This window comes from Bacillus sp. FSL M8-0077, assembly GCF_038050255.1.
In the GTDB taxonomy this organism is placed as follows: domain Bacteria; phylum Bacillota; class Bacilli; order Bacillales; family Bacillaceae; genus Bacillus; species Bacillus altitudinis.
Genome location: NZ_JBBPAF010000001.1, coordinates 707,440 through 722,729 on the forward strand (window position 1 = coordinate 707,440; position 15,290 = coordinate 722,729).

Here is a 15,290-nt window from a genome sequence, read left to right on the forward strand (position 1 = left end):
TAAATGAGCGAACATGATTACACATGTTCGCTTTTTACCTGTTCATGCGCCAGTCGATGACGATTGAACGAGTACCGAATCAACATCAATGCAACAAAACTGGCTAGCCCGCCGATCCAACTTAAATTCGTTACATTTGTATATTGAATAATCAGACCACCCATTGACGAGCCGAGCATCATGCCGATATTCATAATCGCTGTATTAAAGCTCAGCACAGTTTCCGATGTTTCGGGTTTTAGGGAGATGAGATAAAATTGCTTCGCTGGTGTTGTTGTCCATGTGGCGGTGCCCCAAATGGCGAGCGTGATGAAGACGCCAACTACAGAAAATTGTGTAAAGGATAACGCAAAGAGCATGAGCATCTGAACCGTGATGCTGATTGAAATGGTTCGGTTTGGCCCCCAATGATCGACAGCGTATCCACCAAAGCGTGAGCCAATAAAAGCAGAAATCCCTAATACAAGCAAGGCAATGCTTGTCATTTCGAGCGTAAATCCGGATGTCTGTCGCAATAATGGCGAAATGTAAGCAAATACCATCGTGTACCCTAAAATCCAAAAGGCAGTCGTGGCTAAGCCGCTTAACACCCTACGGTCTTGAAGAATTTGAATTTGCTGTTTGAATGGCACATGGGAATGTCCCTCCATAGGCGGTAATAATCGATACAGAAGAAACAAGAGACAAGCGGTTCCTATTGCAATGATGAGAAAAATGGCATGCCAATCTACATATCCTGCTAAAAATGTTCCAATCGGTACACCGAGTACTAGTGAAACTGTAAATCCAGTGATTACTGTTGCCATCGCACTCCCCTTTTTTTCTGGCGGGGCGAGCTGCGCTGCATAATTTGTTGCGAGCACAATATATAAGCCGCCACTCATGGCCATAATGACCCGCGAGAGCATGAGCAGCATAAAGTGATGGCTAAAAAAGGCAAGCACATTCCCTGCTATAAACATGGAAATCGCCGATAAAAGAACCTTTTTTCGATTCAATTTCGATGTGGCCATGACTAAAAAGAGGGCACCCACGGCATAAAAAAGAGAATAGATGGTGATGAGCTGACCAGCAACAGGGATGGAGATGTGCAGATCGTCAGAAATGATGTCCAGTATGCCTGATACGACGAATTCTGAAGTACCTGTGACGAAAGAACCGACGGCTAAAAGAAATATGAGCAATGGATAAGATGTACTTTTCATTTTGAACCCTTCCTTTATGTTGAAACGTTGTATTCATTTTAAATTCCGTGCTAACATAAGTAAAATTGATGTTTTTCATGAAAGGGATGAGTGAATACTCATGAGCTTTGTTCGATTCGAGACAATGGCTAAGGTGGTTGAGCTAGGCAGTTTTACAGCTGCAGCTGAAGCATTAAATATGACACAGTCTGCCGTGAGTCATGCGGTGGCAAGTTTAGAGACGGAGTGGGGTGTGTCTTTATTCGTGCGTGACCGAAAAAAGGGCATTACGCTGACAGACATCGGTGAAACCCTTCTTCCGCATATAAGAGAAGTGCTAAATCGAGTAGAGAAAATTCAGCAGGAAATTGCGCTCACCAAAAATATTGAATCTGGCTTGATTCGGATTGGAACATTTGCCAGTGCATCCGCTTGTTTATTGCCAAAGCTACTTGTGAGCTATCAGAAAAAGCATCCAAAGATTGAATTTAAGTTCTATGAGGGGACATATGAAGAAATATTGGAGTGGCTCGATTCTGGCATTATTGATGTTGGGTTTGTTGTAAAAGGTAAAGCGGATGAAGCGTTTCATCTATTGCCACTTATGAAAGATAAAATGGTGGTCGCTTATCACGAAAATCATCGTTTTAAGCAGCAGCCAATTTTAGATATGGAAGAATTAGCGGACGAACCGTTTATTATGCCAACTGGCATGTATCAATCCCATGTAGAGGATATTTTTTCAGAGGCGCAAATCAAGCCGTCTATTTTATTTGAAGTGCATGATTGTACGACCATTGCCCGCATGGTTGGGGAAGGACTTGGTGTGACGATAGGTCCTGAGTTATTCCTGAAAACGCAGCAACTTGTGCAGATCAGTCACCTGAATGTATCGTATCATCGTGAGGTGGCGCTTGCCTGTCCAGCGCTCACCCAAGCTTCTCCTGCTGTGAAGGCATTTTTCGATGTAGCAGAAACGGTTTTTGCCAGAATTCAGTGATGGGTGTATAAAGAACTAGATGTGATTTTCCAAATTCGTGTAATAAGACGAATGAAGCGGACATTTCTTTGAAAAATGTTCGCTTTTTGTATTGTGTTTTAAAAATGAAGTTGGTACAATAGACACAGAAATCAAATAGATAGAAGTCGTATAATGGCGGGGATATGGCCCGCAAGTTTCTACCAAGCTACCGTAAATGGCTTGACTACGTCAATTCACACTCGTTTGATATAAATCATGCATTGTTCTTGTTTGATGTCACGGTCTGAATTCACATTGTAGTCAAGCGTCCCAAAAACTGTTGGGGCGTTTTTTATTTGACTTGTGAATGGGGCAGACTAAAGCAAAAGGACATGAAGGGAGTCAGTTGGCTTTGAAACAGTTTTTTCAGTTTGATGAGTTAGGTACGAATTATCGCAGAGAGATCATCGGCGGTTTAACGACATTTTTGTCGATGGCTTACATCTTGTTTGTCAATCCGATCACACTTGCTTTAGTAGCAGTACCGGATTTTCCAGATAAATTACGAATTGATCAGGGGGCTGTCTTTACAGCTACGGCATTAGCTTCTGCGGCAGGTTGTTTCCTGATGGGATTGATCGCCAGGTACCCGATTGCGATTGCACCAGGTATGGGTCTGAATGCGTTCTTTGCTTTCTCGGTGGTTCTTGGTATGGGGATCTCATGGCAGGCAGCACTTTCCGGTGTGTTTGTGTCAGGATTGATTTTCGTTGCTCTTTCTTTAACAGGTTTCCGTGAAAAAATCATCAATGCCATTCCGGCTGAGCTGAAGCTGGCAGTTGGTGCAGGGATTGGTTTGTTCATTACATTCGTAGGTCTTCAAGGCTCTGGCATTATTGCCAATAACGATAATACGCTTGTATCGATTGGGAATATTCATAGTGGTCCTGTCCTGTTAACGGTATTTGGGATCATTGTGACTGTCATTTTAATGGTTCTTCGTGTGAATGCAGGTGTCTTCATTGGGATGCTTGTGACAGCTATTGCTGGGATGATCCTTGGTCTTGTGCCAGTTCCATCTCAAATTGTAGATAGCATTCCAAGCTTGTCTCCAACTTTTGGTCAAGCCTTGATTCACTTGCCAGACATCTTCTCCATTCAAATGCTTGTGGTTATTTTAACGTTCCTATTCGTTGGATTCTTTGATACAGCTGGTACACTTGTGGCTGTGGCAACGCAGGCTGGTTTAATGAAAAATAATGAGCTGCCGCGTGCAGGAAAAGCGCTTCTGGCGGATTCTTCTTCTATCGTCGTCGGTTCTGTTCTTGGAACATCAACGACGACGTCTTATGTTGAATCTAGTTCAGGTGTTGCTGCGGGTGCCCGTTCTGGTTTTGCAGCTGTCGTGACAGGTATTTTCTTCTTACTTGCGATGTTCTTCTCGCCGCTTTTATCTGTCGTGACACCGAATGTAACGGCACCTGCTTTAATCATTGTCGGTGCACTGATGGTAGCACCTCTTGCAAAGATCGCATGGGATCGTTTTGAAATTGCGGTACCGGCCTTCTTAACCATGATTATGATGCCACTGACATATAGTATTGCGACAGGGATTGCGATTGGTTTCATTTTCTACCCGATCACCATGATCTTTAAAGGAAAAGCAAAAGAAGTGCATCCAATTATGTACGGACTGTTTGTCATTTTTATTCTATATTTTGCTTTCTTAAATCATTAATGGTTTGTCTGAAACAGCAGCTCATGGAGGCTGCTGTTTTTTGTAGGGAAATTTTAAAAACATAGTTGACTTATAGGAATTATGTGTTTATGATAAAAAGACATAATTCGCTGATTGGATCACCAAAGGCGCTTTGATTTCCTTTTTTCTATAGAAGGGTTCAGAGTGCCTTTTTTCTTGCATTCATCATAACGGGAGGGGATGACTTGTCACGCTGGCTTAGGCAGGTGATTGAGCGGAAAAAGCAGGTATTGATTGAGCAGCTCCTTTTATGGGGGCATGAAGAAAAACATGAAGCGCTCATGCATTATACGATTCATGAGCTGGAAAATGAGGTTCTCTATTTAAAAGAGCGCAAGCAAAATTAGTGGGATGGGGGATGAGCGATGGATGAACAAAAGCTGAATTTTATTTTATCTGCCTTAAAAGGGATTGAATACGGGTCGGTGGTGATCACCATTCATAATGGACAAATTACACAAGTCGATACGACAGAAAAGACTCGTTTCCCCGCACACCAGGAGAATCTTCGGATTCAGAAAGCAAAGCAGGGGCGCTATCGTTCATGAAAAGTTATGAAAGATGATGAAAAGCTGATCCACTCATCAGCTTTTTTGTTTTGTCTTATTTTCTCTCCATTTAAAACCTCTTCATTCTTTTATCCGTCTATTCGTATGAACGTCAAGGAATCTTGACTGAATAGAGAGACTCCGCTACTTTAATAGGAGTCATTCGGACAGGTCACTTGAGCCTGTGCGGATTGTCTGAGATAGGAGTTGATATAGGATGTTAGAGAAAGATCAAGAGCAGGTCACATCTGAAACAAAAAACGAAAACGAAGAGCCATCAATAGATCAAGAAACGAGGCAGTCCCGCCTCAGCCGCAGTGCTGCAAAACGAGGAAGAACGGCTAAGCCAGCTGATGAAAAGCGTTCAGCCATTCAGCGCATTGCAAGAGGTGTAGGAGGTGCGTTTAAGCGCTATGGCTCATATGGGTTTGCGATGTTAAAATCACCGAGTCGTGCGATCCATCAAGCGGACACTTTACGCATGAAGTACGCCTGGATTTCAATTGTGTTGTTCAGTGTGTTTTTTGCTTTAGGCAACTACGTTCAATTAAAGGCGTCAAAGACCCGTTTATTAGGTTTTGGTATTCATTATTCTTTTGGTGACGCCTTTTTAAAGGTAGCGGTCTTTACACTCATTCTGTTGACACTGATGATGCTGACGGTTTGGGTGCTCGGTAAGTACATGCTGAAAGGGAACATATCGCTGAAAGAAGTGATCATGAAGTTCGGTGCCGTGCTTGTGCCGGTTTTGGTTTTATCTATCTTTTGGCTTGTATTTGCCATGCTGAATATTCCATATGTAACGGTGATTTTATCCGTCATGATGTTTTTTGGTCTTCAGCTGATTGCCATTGTGCTCTTCCGCTCCATTCAATCAGATCAAGAAGCTGTGCGGGGAGACTTGATGTATGCCGGCTGGGTCTTTTTGTTGATTGAGCTCGTCATCATTGCCCTTTTATGGGGCATTGTCGGAGAGTATTTGATCCCATCACTTGTTCCAGTTCGGTTTGGATAAAAACACGTTTCAGCGTGTAGACAAATCTTTGCAATCGGCTGCAGTCCTGCGTGACGGTGCTCACGAAAGTGAAATTCGCTTCGCACCGGTACTCGTCATTCTTAGAATTCAAAGGTTTCTATCATGCTGAAAGAAGACAAAGGGTTAAAATAATGTTCATTTTAGCCCTTTATCAACCATCTAAAGCCTCCTTTTGAAAAAGGAGGTTTTTCATGTTGAGAAGAGGAAAAAACGGGTAAACTCTTGGTAACAAAGACCACCCCTTGTTGTCGAAAGATATATGTGTTTTTCTCGCGCAAATTTGATTGTATCAAGGTTTGTTCTCTAGTAGAATATGGGGTGCTTTATTTTGATTTTTAGTGCAGGGGGTTCGAATCGTGCTTCAACAACTTTTATCCAATGCGTTCACCATGGTTTTGATTATTTTAGTGATTAACATTGTTTATGTCTCTTTTTCCACTATGCGTTTAATTTTAACAATGAAAGGCAGAAGGTATGCAGCCGCTTTTGCTGGTACTGTCGAGATGCTGATTTATGTCATTGGTTTGAGTATCGTATTAGATAACTTAGATCAAGTACAAAATGTCATTGCGTATGCGCTAGGTTATGGAATTGGAATCATTGTCGGGATGAAAATTGAAGAGAAGCTGGCACTTGGCTACATTACTGTGAACGTGATTACAAAAGAAATCGATCTAGATCTCCCAAAACAATTGAGAGAAAAGGGATATGGCGTCACCAACTGGGTAGTAGGAGGTCTTGAAGGAGACCGGTCAGCGATGCAAATTTTAACACCGAGAAAATATGAACTGCAATTATATGAAACGATTAAAACGCTTGATTCAAAGGCGTTTATCATTTCGTATGAGCCCAAAACGATTCATGGCGGCTTCTGGGTGAAGGCTGTGAAGAAAAGGAGAATTAAAGAATGACCGCAAAACCAAAGAAAAAGAAATTCTACGTGGAAGACAACATGACGATTGATCAAGTGTTGTCCCAGATGGCGGAGGAAGGCTACTCACCTGTCCGACGAATGGAGGAACCGATCTTTCAGGAAAAGAAGGAAAATGGGTCGATTCAGATCATTCCGATTGGGAAAAAAATCGTATTTGAGGGAAAAATACTCTAAATCCGAACATTAAAACGACGACTTCATAGATTGTTCGATAAATCCGTTGACATCATGAACATCCGTTGTTAAGATAAACATGAAATCAAAACACGAGCCTCATATAATCTTGGGAATATGGCCCATAAGTTTCTACCCAGTTACCGTAAATGACTGGACTATGCAGGATAGTGAACAAAACTGACATGGCGTTTTAAAAGCGAACAGCGCTTACCATGGCCCGGTTTGTGTTGCTTCCTAACAATGCAATACAAACCGGGTCTTTTTGTTCGGCGTTTGACAAGCTGCTTAGGTTTGGGAAGCGTGTCAAACGATACAAAATCGAATAATAGCTTAAAGGTGGGGACAAAATGAAGCCGCTTGTAGGTGTCATCATGGGAAGTACATCTGATTGGGAAACAATGAAACATGCGTGCGATATCTTAGAGGAATTAAACATTCCGTATGAAAAACAGGTTGTATCCGCACATCGGACACCTGATTTGATGTTTGAATATGCGACTGAAGCAAGAGGTAAAGGACTCAAGGTCATTATTGCCGGTGCTGGAGGCGCAGCACATTTACCGGGGATGGTCGCAGCAAAAACGACACTGCCGGTCATTGGTGTGCCCGTACAATCAAAAGCATTAAACGGGCTAGATTCCTTATTATCCATCGTTCAAATGCCAGGCGGTGTACCTGTTGCCACAGTGGCAATTGGCAAAGCCGGTGCAACAAATGCAGGCCTTCTAGCCGCACAAATGATTTCAGCATTCGATGAAGCCGTTGCAGCACGCCTTGAAGAAAGAAGAGAGCAAACAAAACAAACTGTATTAGAAAGCAGTGATCAGCTTGGCTAAGCAGACCATTTTTCCAAACGCAACTATTGGTATCATCGGCGGCGGACAGCTTGGCAGATACATGGCCGTCAGTGCAAAGCAAATGGGTTACCGTGCAGCAGTTCTTGACCCCGTCACACATTCACCTTGTGGACAGGTTGCTGATAAAGAAATTACAGCCGCATACAGTGACCTTAAAGCGATCAGGCAGCTGGCGGACATCAGTGATGTGGTCACATATGAATTTGAAAACATTGATTATGATGCACTCAATCAACTGAAGGAAGAGGCGTATTTACCGCAAGGAAGCGAACTCCTTCTTTTAACCCAAAACCGTGAAACCGAGAAAAAAGGGATTGTAGATGCAGGCTGTGAAGTCGCCCCTTATCGCATCGTTCATGATGAGAAGGAGCTGGAAGACGCAGTAAATGCGCTTGGTTTGCCAGCTGTGCTGAAAACATGCAGAGGTGGTTACGACGGTAAAGGACAGTACGTCATCAAAGAGAAGGATCAGCTTCATGAAGCTGCTGCACTTCTCACTCATGGAACATGTATTTTAGAAAGCTGGGTTCCTTTCCAAATGGAACTGTCCGTGATTGTGACGCGTTCTGTTCATGGGGAAATTGCGACATTCCCAGTCGCTGAGAACATTCATAAGCACAATATTTTATTCCAAAGCATCGTGCCTGCACGGGTAGATGGCAGCATTCAGGAGAAAGCAAAAGAACTGGCAACAACGCTTGCTGAAAAGCTAGGGCTGGTCGGTACGCTTGCTGTTGAACTGTTCTTGACAAATGAAGGGAAGCTGCTCGTCAATGAACTGGCACCGCGCCCGCATAACTCTGGACATTACACATTGGATTTATGTGAGACGAGTCAGTTTGAACAGCACATTCGCGCCATATGCGGTTTGCCTCTTGGCGGAACAGCTCTTTTATCAGAGGGCATGATGGTGAATTTGCTGGGCGATGAAGTGGACATCCCAAAAGAACATCCTGAGCTTTTAAAGGAAGCGAAGCTTTATCTATATGGCAAACATGAAGTAAAAGCCGGCCGCAAAATGGGGCATATGACATTTATGAAACAGCTTGATGATGAATGGATGGCAAACATCACAAAGATATGGACTGAAAGAGATGGAGGAAACGGGAAATGATCGAACGTTACGCACGACCAGAAATGTCAGCAATCTGGACAGAGGAAAACAAATTTAATGCATGGCTTGAAGTAGAAATTCTCGCTTGTGAAGCTTGGGCAGAACTTGGTGTCATTCCGAAAGAAGACGTTGTGACTATGCGTAAGAATGCAAGCTTTGATATTGATCGTATTCTAGAGATTGAACAAGACACGCGCCACGACGTGGTTGCCTTTACGCGTGCTGTATCTGAATCTCTAGGAGAAGAAAGAAAGTGGGTTCATTACGGGTTAACATCTACAGACGTAGTGGATACGGCGCTTTCATATCTATTAAAACAGGCGAACGATATTTTGCTCAAGGACATTGAGAGATTTGTTGACATACTAAAAGAAAAAGCAAAAGAGCACAAATATACAGTCATGATGGGCCGTACGCACGGTGTACATGCTGAACCGACAACATTTGGCTTGAAGCTTGCTCTTTGGTACGAGGAAATGAAGCGTAACTTAGAACGTTTTAAACAAGCAAAAGCCGGCATCGAATACGGCAAAATCTCTGGTGCTGTTGGCACATATGCGAACATCGACCCGTTTGTTGAGCAATATGTATGTGAGAAACTTGGCATCAAAGCTGCACCAATTTCAACCCAAACCTTGCAGCGTGACCGTCATGCAGATTACATGGCAACCCTTGCTTTAGTGGCAACAAGCATTGAGAAATTTGCTGTTGAAATTCGTGGTCTTCAAAAGAGTGAAACGCGTGAAGTAGAAGAATTCTTTGCAAAAGGACAAAAGGGATCATCAGCGATGCCGCATAAACGAAACCCAATCGGCTCTGAAAATATGACGGGAATTGCCCGCGTCATCCGTGGTTATATGCTGACTGCTTATGAAAATGTACCACTTTGGCATGAGCGTGATATTTCTCATTCATCTGCTGAACGCATCATTTTACCAGATGCAACGATTGCACTGAACTATATGCTGAACCGTTTCTCTAACATTGTGAAGAACTTGACGGTCTTCCCTGAGAATATGAAACGCAACATGGACCGCACACTTGGCTTGATCTACTCTCAGCGTGTTCTTCTTGCACTCATTGATACAGGTATGGCACGTGAAGAAGCATATGACACGGTTCAGCCAAAAGCGATGGAAGCTTGGGAAAAACAAGTACCATTCCGTTCATTAGTAGAAGCAGAAGAGAAAATCACTTCACGCTTAACACCTGAACAAATCGCTGACTGCTTCGATTACAACTATCACTTGAAAAATGTCGATATGATTTTCGAACGTCTAGGTCTTGCGTAAGAAATGGGCCGCCTGCTAGTCAGGCGCCTAATCCTGAAAATTGCCAACATTCAAATTAGGAGGCCAATCTGAATGACTGTGAAACAAGAACTTCTCTACGAAGGCAAAGCGAAAAGAATCTATCAGACCGATGACGAGCATATTTTATATGTTGAATATAAAGACTCAGCTACAGCATTTAACGGTGAAAAGAAAGCGGAAATTGAAGGCAAAGGCAGACTGAATAACGAAATTTCTAGCTTGATTTTTCAAATGCTGCATGAGAAAGGAATCAACAATCACTTTGTGAAACGCCTATCTGAAACAGAACAGCTCATTCAAAAGGTAGACATCGTACCGCTTGAAGTCGTTGTGCGAAACGTGGTGGCAGGCAGTATGTCAAAGCGTCTTGGGATTCCAGAGGGAACAAAACTGGACGCACCTTTGATCGAGTTTTACTACAAAGATGATGCACTCGGCGATCCGCTCATTACAGAAGATCATATTCGCATTTTACATGCAGCGACACCTGAACAGGTGGAAGAAATGAAACAAATCACAAGACAAGTGAATGAAGAATTGAAGCAAATCTTCTCAGATTGCCATGTGAATTTAATTGATTTCAAGCTTGAATTCGGAATAGATCACGAGAATCGTATTTTGCTAGCTGATGAGATTTCACCTGATACGTGCAGGCTTTGGGATAAAGACACAAACGAAAAGCTTGATAAAGACGTGTTCAGACGAAACCTGGGCGGCTTAACAAATGCATACGAAGAAATTTTCAAAAGACTTGGAGGCCATAAACATGTATAAAGTGAAAATTTTTGTCAGCTTAAAAGAGAGCGTTCTTGATCCACAAGGAAGTGCCGTGCAGCACGCTTTGCACAGTATGTCTTATCAGGAAGTAAAGGATGTCCGTATCGGGAAATATATGGAGCTAGTCATTGAGAAATCAGATCGTGACTTGGATACAGTGGTCAAAGAAATGTGTGAAAAATTGCTTGCCAACACGGTGATTGAAGATTACCGCTATGAGGTGGAGGAGGTTGTCGCACAGTGAAGTTTGCAGTGATCGTCTTGCCTGGCTCTAACTGTGATATCGATATGTACCATGCGATTCAAGATGAGTTAGGTGAACAAGTTGAATATGTATGGCACGACGAAACGAGTCTTGATGGTTTTGACGGTGTACTCGTACCAGGCGGTTTTTCTTATGGGGATTACTTAAGATGCGGTGCGATTGCTCGTTTTTCTAACATCATGCCGGCTGTGAAAAAAGCAGCTGCGGAAGGAAAACCTGTTCTTGGTGTTTGTAACGGGTTCCAAATTCTTCAGGAGCTTGGCATTTTGCCAGGTGCAATGAGACGGAATAAAGATCTAAAATTTATCTGTCGTCCAGTTGAACTCATTGTAGAGAACAACGAAACGCAATTTACAAGCGGTTATCAAAAAGGTGAATCGATTACGATTCCTGTAGCACACGGTGAAGGCAACTTCTACTGTGACGAAGACACGTTAGCGAAGCTGATTGAACGAGGCCAAATCGCTTTCACTTACGGTGACGATATTAACGGCAGTGTCAATCGAATTGCAGGTGTAACGAATGAACAGGGCAATGTACTCGGCATGATGCCGCACCCTGAGCGCGCGGTTGACTCATTACTAGGCAGCGCAGACGGACTTAAATTGTTTCAATCTATCGTGAAAAATTGGAGGGACACTCATGTCACTACTGCTTGAACCAAGTCACAAGCAAATTAAAGAAGAGAAATTGTATCAGCAAATGGGATTGAGTGATGAAGAATTCGCTTTAATCGAATCCATTATTGGCAGGCTGCCAAACTACACAGAAACGGGTATCTTTTCTGTCATGTGGTCAGAGCATTGCAGTTATAAAAACTCAAAGCCTGTTTTAAGCAAATTCCCGACAAAAGGAGAGCATGTTCTTCAAGGTCCTGGGGAAGGCGCTGGAATCGTTGATATTGGAGACAACCAAGCGGTTGTATTTAAAATCGAATCACATAACCATCCATCTGCAATTGAACCGTATCAAGGAGCGGCAACAGGTGTCGGCGGAATCATCCGTGATGTATTCTCCATGGGTGCTCGTCCAATTGCGGTATTAAACTCTCTTCGTTTTGGTGAACTGACTTCACCGCGCGTGAAGTACTTGTTTGAAGAAGTAGTGGCAGGGATTGCAGGCTATGGAAACTGTATCGGTATTCCAACAGTCGGCGGAGAAGTTCATTTTGATCAAAGCTATGAAGGCAACCCGCTCGTTAACGCGATGTGTGTAGGGTTAATCAACCATGAAGACATCAAGAAAGGGCAGGCAAAAGGTGTTGGCAATACGGTCATGTACGTTGGTGCTAAAACGGGACGTGACGGGATTCACGGTGCAACATTTGCGTCTGAAGAATTTTCTGATGAATCAGAAGAAAAACGTTCAGCGGTTCAAGTCGGCGATCCGTTCATGGAAAAGCTTTTGCTTGAAGCATGCCTTGAAGTCATCAAAAATGATGCGCTTGTGGGCATTCAAGATATGGGAGCGGCTGGTTTAACTAGCTCAAGTGCAGAGATGGCAAGTAAAGCTGGTTCAGGTATCGAAATGAACCTAGACCTGATCCCTCAGCGTGAAACAGGCATGTCAGCGTATGAAATGATGCTGTCTGAATCTCAAGAGAGAATGCTTCTGGTCATTGAAAAAGGCCGTGAACAAGAAATCATTGATATTTTTGAAAAATATGATCTTGAAGCGGTATCAGTCGGTCATGTGACAGACGATAAAATGCTTCGTTTACTCCATCAAGGAGAAGTAGTGTGTGAGCTTCCAGTTGATGCACTTGCAGAAGAAGCGCCGGTTTATCACAAACCTTCAAGTGAGCCTGCATACTATCGTGAGTTTTTAGAAACAAAAGTGGAAGCTCCAGCGATCACAGATGCAGCAGATACATTGAAACAGCTGTTAAAGCAGCCAACGATTGCGAGTAAAGAATGGGTTTACGATCAATACGACTATATGGTTCGTACAAACACTGTCGTTGCACCTGGCTCTGATGCGGGCGTGCTCAGAATCCGTGGGACGAAAAAAGCCCTTGCGATGACAACAGATTGTAATGCACGTTATCTCTACCTTGATCCAGAGGTTGGCGGTAAGATTGCCGTTGCAGAAGCCGCACGTAACATTGTCTGCTCAGGCGCTCGTCCGCTTGCAGTAACAGATAACTTGAACTTCGGTAACCCGGAGAAACCAGAAATCTTCTGGCAGATTGAAAAATCTGCTGACGGCATTAGCGAAGCTTGCCGTACATTAAGCACACCGGTCATCGGCGGTAACGTCTCTTTATATAACGAATCAAATGGTACAGCCATTTATCCAACGCCAGTCATTGGCATGGTTGGTTTGATTGAAGATACAGCTCATATTACGACTCAATCGTTCCAGCAGGCAGGCGATGTGATTTTTGTCATTGGTGAAACGAAGGAAGAATTCGCAGGCAGTGAGCTTCAAAAAATGACAGAAGGCCGTATCTACGGAAAAGCACCAGAAATTGATTTGGATGTAGAACTGGCGCGTCAAGAAGCCCTGTTAGCAGCAATTCAAAACGGACTTGTTCAGTCAGCACATGATGTGTCTGAAGGCGGTCTTGGTGTAGCACTAGCTGAAAGTACATTTGGAACAGATGGTCTTGGTGCTGATATCCAGATCGATCTAAACAGCGCAGCATCACTATTCAGTGAATCACAGTCACGTTTTGTCGTCACAGTGAAACTAGAAAACCGCGAAGCGTTTGCTGCGGCTGTGCAAGATGCAAAAGAAGTTGGAACGGTCACAAATGATGGTGTATTCACTGTCAAAAATCAAGAAGGACAACAATGGATTCATGCGGCAGTCAACGAGCTTGAACGCGCATGGAAAGGAGCGATCCCATGCTTGCTGAAATCAGAGGCTTAAACGAAGAATGTGGCGTCTTTGGGGTTTGGGGACACGAAGAAGCCCCGCAAATCACATATTACGGATTGCATAGCCTTCAGCACCGAGGACAAGAAGGTGCGGGAATTATTGCAACAGACGGTGAAAACCTAACGTCACACAAAGGCCTTGGACTGATTACGGAAGTCTTTCAAAACGGTGAGCTTAAGGATTTAAAGGGAAAAGGTGCGATCGGACACGTTCGGTATGCGACAGCAGGCGGAGGCGGCTTTGAGAATGTGCAGCCCCTCTTCTTCCGCTCGCAAAACAATGGCAGTCTTGCCCTTGCTCATAATGGAAACTTAGTCAATGCAACGCAATTAAAGCAGCAGCTAGAGAACCAAGGAAGTATTTTTCAAACGTCTTCTGATACCGAAGTGCTCGCTCACTTAATTAAGCGCAGCGGGTATATGGATTTGAAGGATCAAATCAAAAATGCTCTGTCTATGCTAAAAGGAGCTTATGCTTTCTTAATCATGACGGAAACAGAAATGATCGTAGCCCTTGATCCAAACGGATTACGCCCACTTTCACTTGGTATGCTGGGAGATGCTTATGTTGTCGCTTCTGAAACATGTGCTTTTGATGTCGTTGGTGCCACGTATTTACGTGATGTGGAGCCTGGCGAAATGCTGATCATTAATGATGAAGGCTTAAAATCTGAGCGCTTTTCGATGAACATTAACCGCAGCATGTGCAGCATGGAATACATTTATTTCTCAAGACCTGACAGCAATATCAATGGCATCAACGTGCATAGTGCGAGAAAGAATCTTGGCAAAAAGCTTGCAGAAGAAGCACATGTCGAAGCTGATGTCGTGACAGGTGTACCAGACTCCAGTATTTCTGCAGCGATTGGTTATGCCGAAGCAACAGGTATTCCATATGAGCTAGGTTTAATTAAAAACCGATATGTCGGCCGAACATTTATTCAGCCGTCTCAAGCATTGCGTGAGCAGGGCGTGCGAATGAAGCTGTCTGCTGTTCGCGGGGTGGTCGAAGGCAAACGTGTCGTCATGGTGGATGATTCCATCGTACGAGGAACAACAAGCCGCCGAATTGTAACGATGCTAAGAGAAGCGGGTGCGACGGAAGTGCATGTACGCATCAGTTCACCGCCAATTGCTCATCCGTGTTTTTATGGAATTGATACGTCTACACACGAAGAGCTGATTGCGTCATCTCATTCAGTGGAGGAAATTAGACAGGAAATCGGTGCAGACACCATTGCATTTTTATCTGTAGACGGTTTAATGGACGGGATTGGCAGAAAGTATGATGATCCGCAGCGAGGTCAGTGTTTAGCGTGCTTTACTGGAAAATACCCGACCGAAATTTATGAAGATACTGTCCTTCCTCATGTGAAGGAAACAGTCCTGACGAAATAATCGAATAATGGAGCAGCAGTCAACGTGATTTGATGTGCTGCTCTTTCATTCTGCCGAAAATACATGGAAGACAAGCAGATAAAAG

The 15,290-nt window shown here is 43.6% G+C and carries 16 protein-coding genes and 2 riboswitches; of the genes, 15 read left to right on the forward strand and 1 reads right to left on the reverse strand.

Going from position 1 to position 15,290, the window contains the following annotated elements; all coding sequences use genetic code 11:
• Positions 1-17: 17 nt before the first annotated feature.
• Positions 18-1,205: an MFS transporter gene (locus NST57_RS03520; RefSeq protein WP_341298055.1), complete on the reverse strand. Its 1,188-nt coding sequence runs from the start codon at positions 1,203-1,205 to the stop codon at positions 18-20.
• A gap of 100 nt (positions 1,206-1,305) precedes the next feature.
• On the opposite strand from NST57_RS03520, the gene NST57_RS03525 reads away from it, so the two are divergent.
• The 15 genes from NST57_RS03525 (at position 1,306) to purF (ending at position 15,205) form a co-directional block, all read left to right on the forward strand.
• Positions 1,306-2,184 carry a LysR family transcriptional regulator gene (locus NST57_RS03525; RefSeq protein WP_341298056.1) on the forward strand — a complete coding sequence of 293 codons (879 nt, stop codon included), beginning with the start codon at positions 1,306-1,308 and terminating at the stop codon, positions 2,182-2,184.
• Between the two features lie 126 nt (positions 2,185-2,310).
• Positions 2,311-2,412, forward strand: a riboswitch (purine riboswitch).
• Positions 2,413-2,557: 145 nt separating this feature from the next.
• Positions 2,558-3,883 (forward strand): NCS2 family permease, encoded by a 1,326-nt coding sequence (locus NST57_RS03530; RefSeq protein ID WP_056408255.1) that lies wholly within the window; start codon positions 2,558-2,560, stop codon positions 3,881-3,883.
• A gap of 206 nt (positions 3,884-4,089) precedes the next feature.
• Entirely contained in the window at positions 4,090-4,251 is a 162-nt protein-coding gene (locus NST57_RS03535) for a hypothetical protein (protein ID WP_008344307.1), read from the forward strand.
• 18 nt (positions 4,252-4,269) lie between these two features.
• Positions 4,270-4,452 (forward strand): YezD family protein, encoded by a 183-nt coding sequence (locus tag NST57_RS03540; RefSeq protein ID WP_008344304.1) that lies wholly within the window; start codon positions 4,270-4,272, stop codon positions 4,450-4,452.
• Positions 4,453-4,669: 217 nt separating this feature from the next.
• Positions 4,670-5,467, forward strand: a complete 798-nt coding sequence (locus NST57_RS03545) for a hypothetical protein (RefSeq protein ID WP_341298057.1) — start codon at positions 4,670-4,672, stop codon at positions 5,465-5,467.
• 377 nt (positions 5,468-5,844) lie between these two features.
• Entirely contained in the window at positions 5,845-6,399 is a 555-nt protein-coding gene (locus tag NST57_RS03550; RefSeq protein WP_008344300.1) for a DUF2179 domain-containing protein, read from the forward strand.
• On the forward strand, positions 6,396-6,596 hold the full coding sequence (locus tag NST57_RS03555; protein ID WP_008344299.1) for an NETI motif-containing protein: 201 nt from the start codon (positions 6,396-6,398) through the stop codon (positions 6,594-6,596). The genes NST57_RS03550 and NST57_RS03555 overlap by 4 nt, the downstream gene beginning before the upstream one ends.
• Before the next feature lie 79 nt (positions 6,597-6,675).
• A riboswitch (purine riboswitch) is annotated at positions 6,676-6,777 on the forward strand.
• Positions 6,778-6,946: 169 nt separating this feature from the next.
• Entirely contained in the window at positions 6,947-7,435 is a 489-nt protein-coding gene (gene purE, locus NST57_RS03560; protein WP_017359824.1) for a 5-(carboxyamino)imidazole ribonucleotide mutase, read from the forward strand.
• Positions 7,428-8,570 carry a 5-(carboxyamino)imidazole ribonucleotide synthase gene (gene purK, locus NST57_RS03565; protein ID WP_341298058.1) on the forward strand — a complete coding sequence of 381 codons (1,143 nt, stop codon included), beginning with the start codon at positions 7,428-7,430 and terminating at the stop codon, positions 8,568-8,570. The genes purE and purK overlap by 8 nt, the downstream gene beginning before the upstream one ends.
• Complete coding sequence (purB, locus tag NST57_RS03570; protein ID WP_056705698.1) at positions 8,567-9,862, forward strand: adenylosuccinate lyase; 1,296 nt, start codon at positions 8,567-8,569, stop codon at positions 9,860-9,862. Before purK ends, purB begins: the two co-directional genes overlap by 4 nt.
• Before the next feature lie 72 nt (positions 9,863-9,934).
• On the forward strand, positions 9,935-10,657 hold the full coding sequence (purC, locus tag NST57_RS03575) for a phosphoribosylaminoimidazolesuccinocarboxamide synthase (protein WP_341298059.1): 723 nt from the start codon (positions 9,935-9,937) through the stop codon (positions 10,655-10,657).
• On the forward strand, positions 10,650-10,904 hold the full coding sequence (gene purS, locus NST57_RS03580) for a phosphoribosylformylglycinamidine synthase subunit PurS (RefSeq protein WP_003214349.1): 255 nt from the start codon (positions 10,650-10,652) through the stop codon (positions 10,902-10,904). Before purC ends, purS begins: the two co-directional genes overlap by 8 nt.
• Positions 10,901-11,584, forward strand: coding sequence for a phosphoribosylformylglycinamidine synthase subunit PurQ (purQ, locus tag NST57_RS03585; RefSeq protein WP_008344292.1), 684 nt, complete (start codon positions 10,901-10,903; stop codon positions 11,582-11,584). The genes purS and purQ overlap by 4 nt, the downstream gene beginning before the upstream one ends.
• Positions 11,568-13,799 carry a phosphoribosylformylglycinamidine synthase subunit PurL gene (purL, locus tag NST57_RS03590; protein WP_098680492.1) on the forward strand — a complete coding sequence of 744 codons (2,232 nt, stop codon included), beginning with the start codon at positions 11,568-11,570 and terminating at the stop codon, positions 13,797-13,799. Before purQ ends, purL begins: the two co-directional genes overlap by 17 nt.
• Positions 13,775-15,205, forward strand: a complete 1,431-nt coding sequence (gene purF / locus NST57_RS03595) for an amidophosphoribosyltransferase (RefSeq protein ID WP_017359819.1) — start codon at positions 13,775-13,777, stop codon at positions 15,203-15,205. The genes purL and purF overlap by 25 nt, the downstream gene beginning before the upstream one ends.
• The last annotated feature ends 85 nt before the right edge of the window (positions 15,206-15,290 follow it).

Excerpts from the sequence above, each read along its gene's own strand:
- NST57_RS03520 (WP_341298055.1), bottom strand. The coding sequence starts at position 1,205 with ATGAAAAGTACATCTTATCCATTGCTCATATTTCTTTTAGCCGTCGGT.
- NST57_RS03525 (WP_341298056.1), top strand. The coding sequence starts at position 1,306 with ATGAGCTTTGTTCGATTCGAGACAATGGCTAAGGTGGTTGAGCTAGGC.
- NST57_RS03540 (WP_008344304.1), top strand. The coding sequence starts at position 4,270 with ATGGATGAACAAAAGCTGAATTTTATTTTATCTGCCTTAAAAGGGATT.
- NST57_RS03545 (WP_341298057.1), top strand. The coding sequence starts at position 4,670 with ATGTTAGAGAAAGATCAAGAGCAGGTCACATCTGAAACAAAAAACGAA.
- NST57_RS03555 (WP_008344299.1), top strand. The coding sequence starts at position 6,396 with ATGACCGCAAAACCAAAGAAAAAGAAATTCTACGTGGAAGACAACATG.
- purE (WP_017359824.1), top strand. The coding sequence starts at position 6,947 with ATGAAGCCGCTTGTAGGTGTCATCATGGGAAGTACATCTGATTGGGAA.
- purB (WP_056705698.1), top strand. The coding sequence starts at position 8,567 with ATGATCGAACGTTACGCACGACCAGAAATGTCAGCAATCTGGACAGAG.
- purC (WP_341298059.1), top strand. The coding sequence starts at position 9,935 with ATGACTGTGAAACAAGAACTTCTCTACGAAGGCAAAGCGAAAAGAATC.
- purS (WP_003214349.1), top strand. The coding sequence starts at position 10,650 with ATGTATAAAGTGAAAATTTTTGTCAGCTTAAAAGAGAGCGTTCTTGAT.
- purL (WP_098680492.1), top strand. The coding sequence starts at position 11,568 with ATGTCACTACTGCTTGAACCAAGTCACAAGCAAATTAAAGAAGAGAAA.
- purF (WP_017359819.1), top strand. The coding sequence starts at position 13,775 with ATGCTTGCTGAAATCAGAGGCTTAAACGAAGAATGTGGCGTCTTTGGG.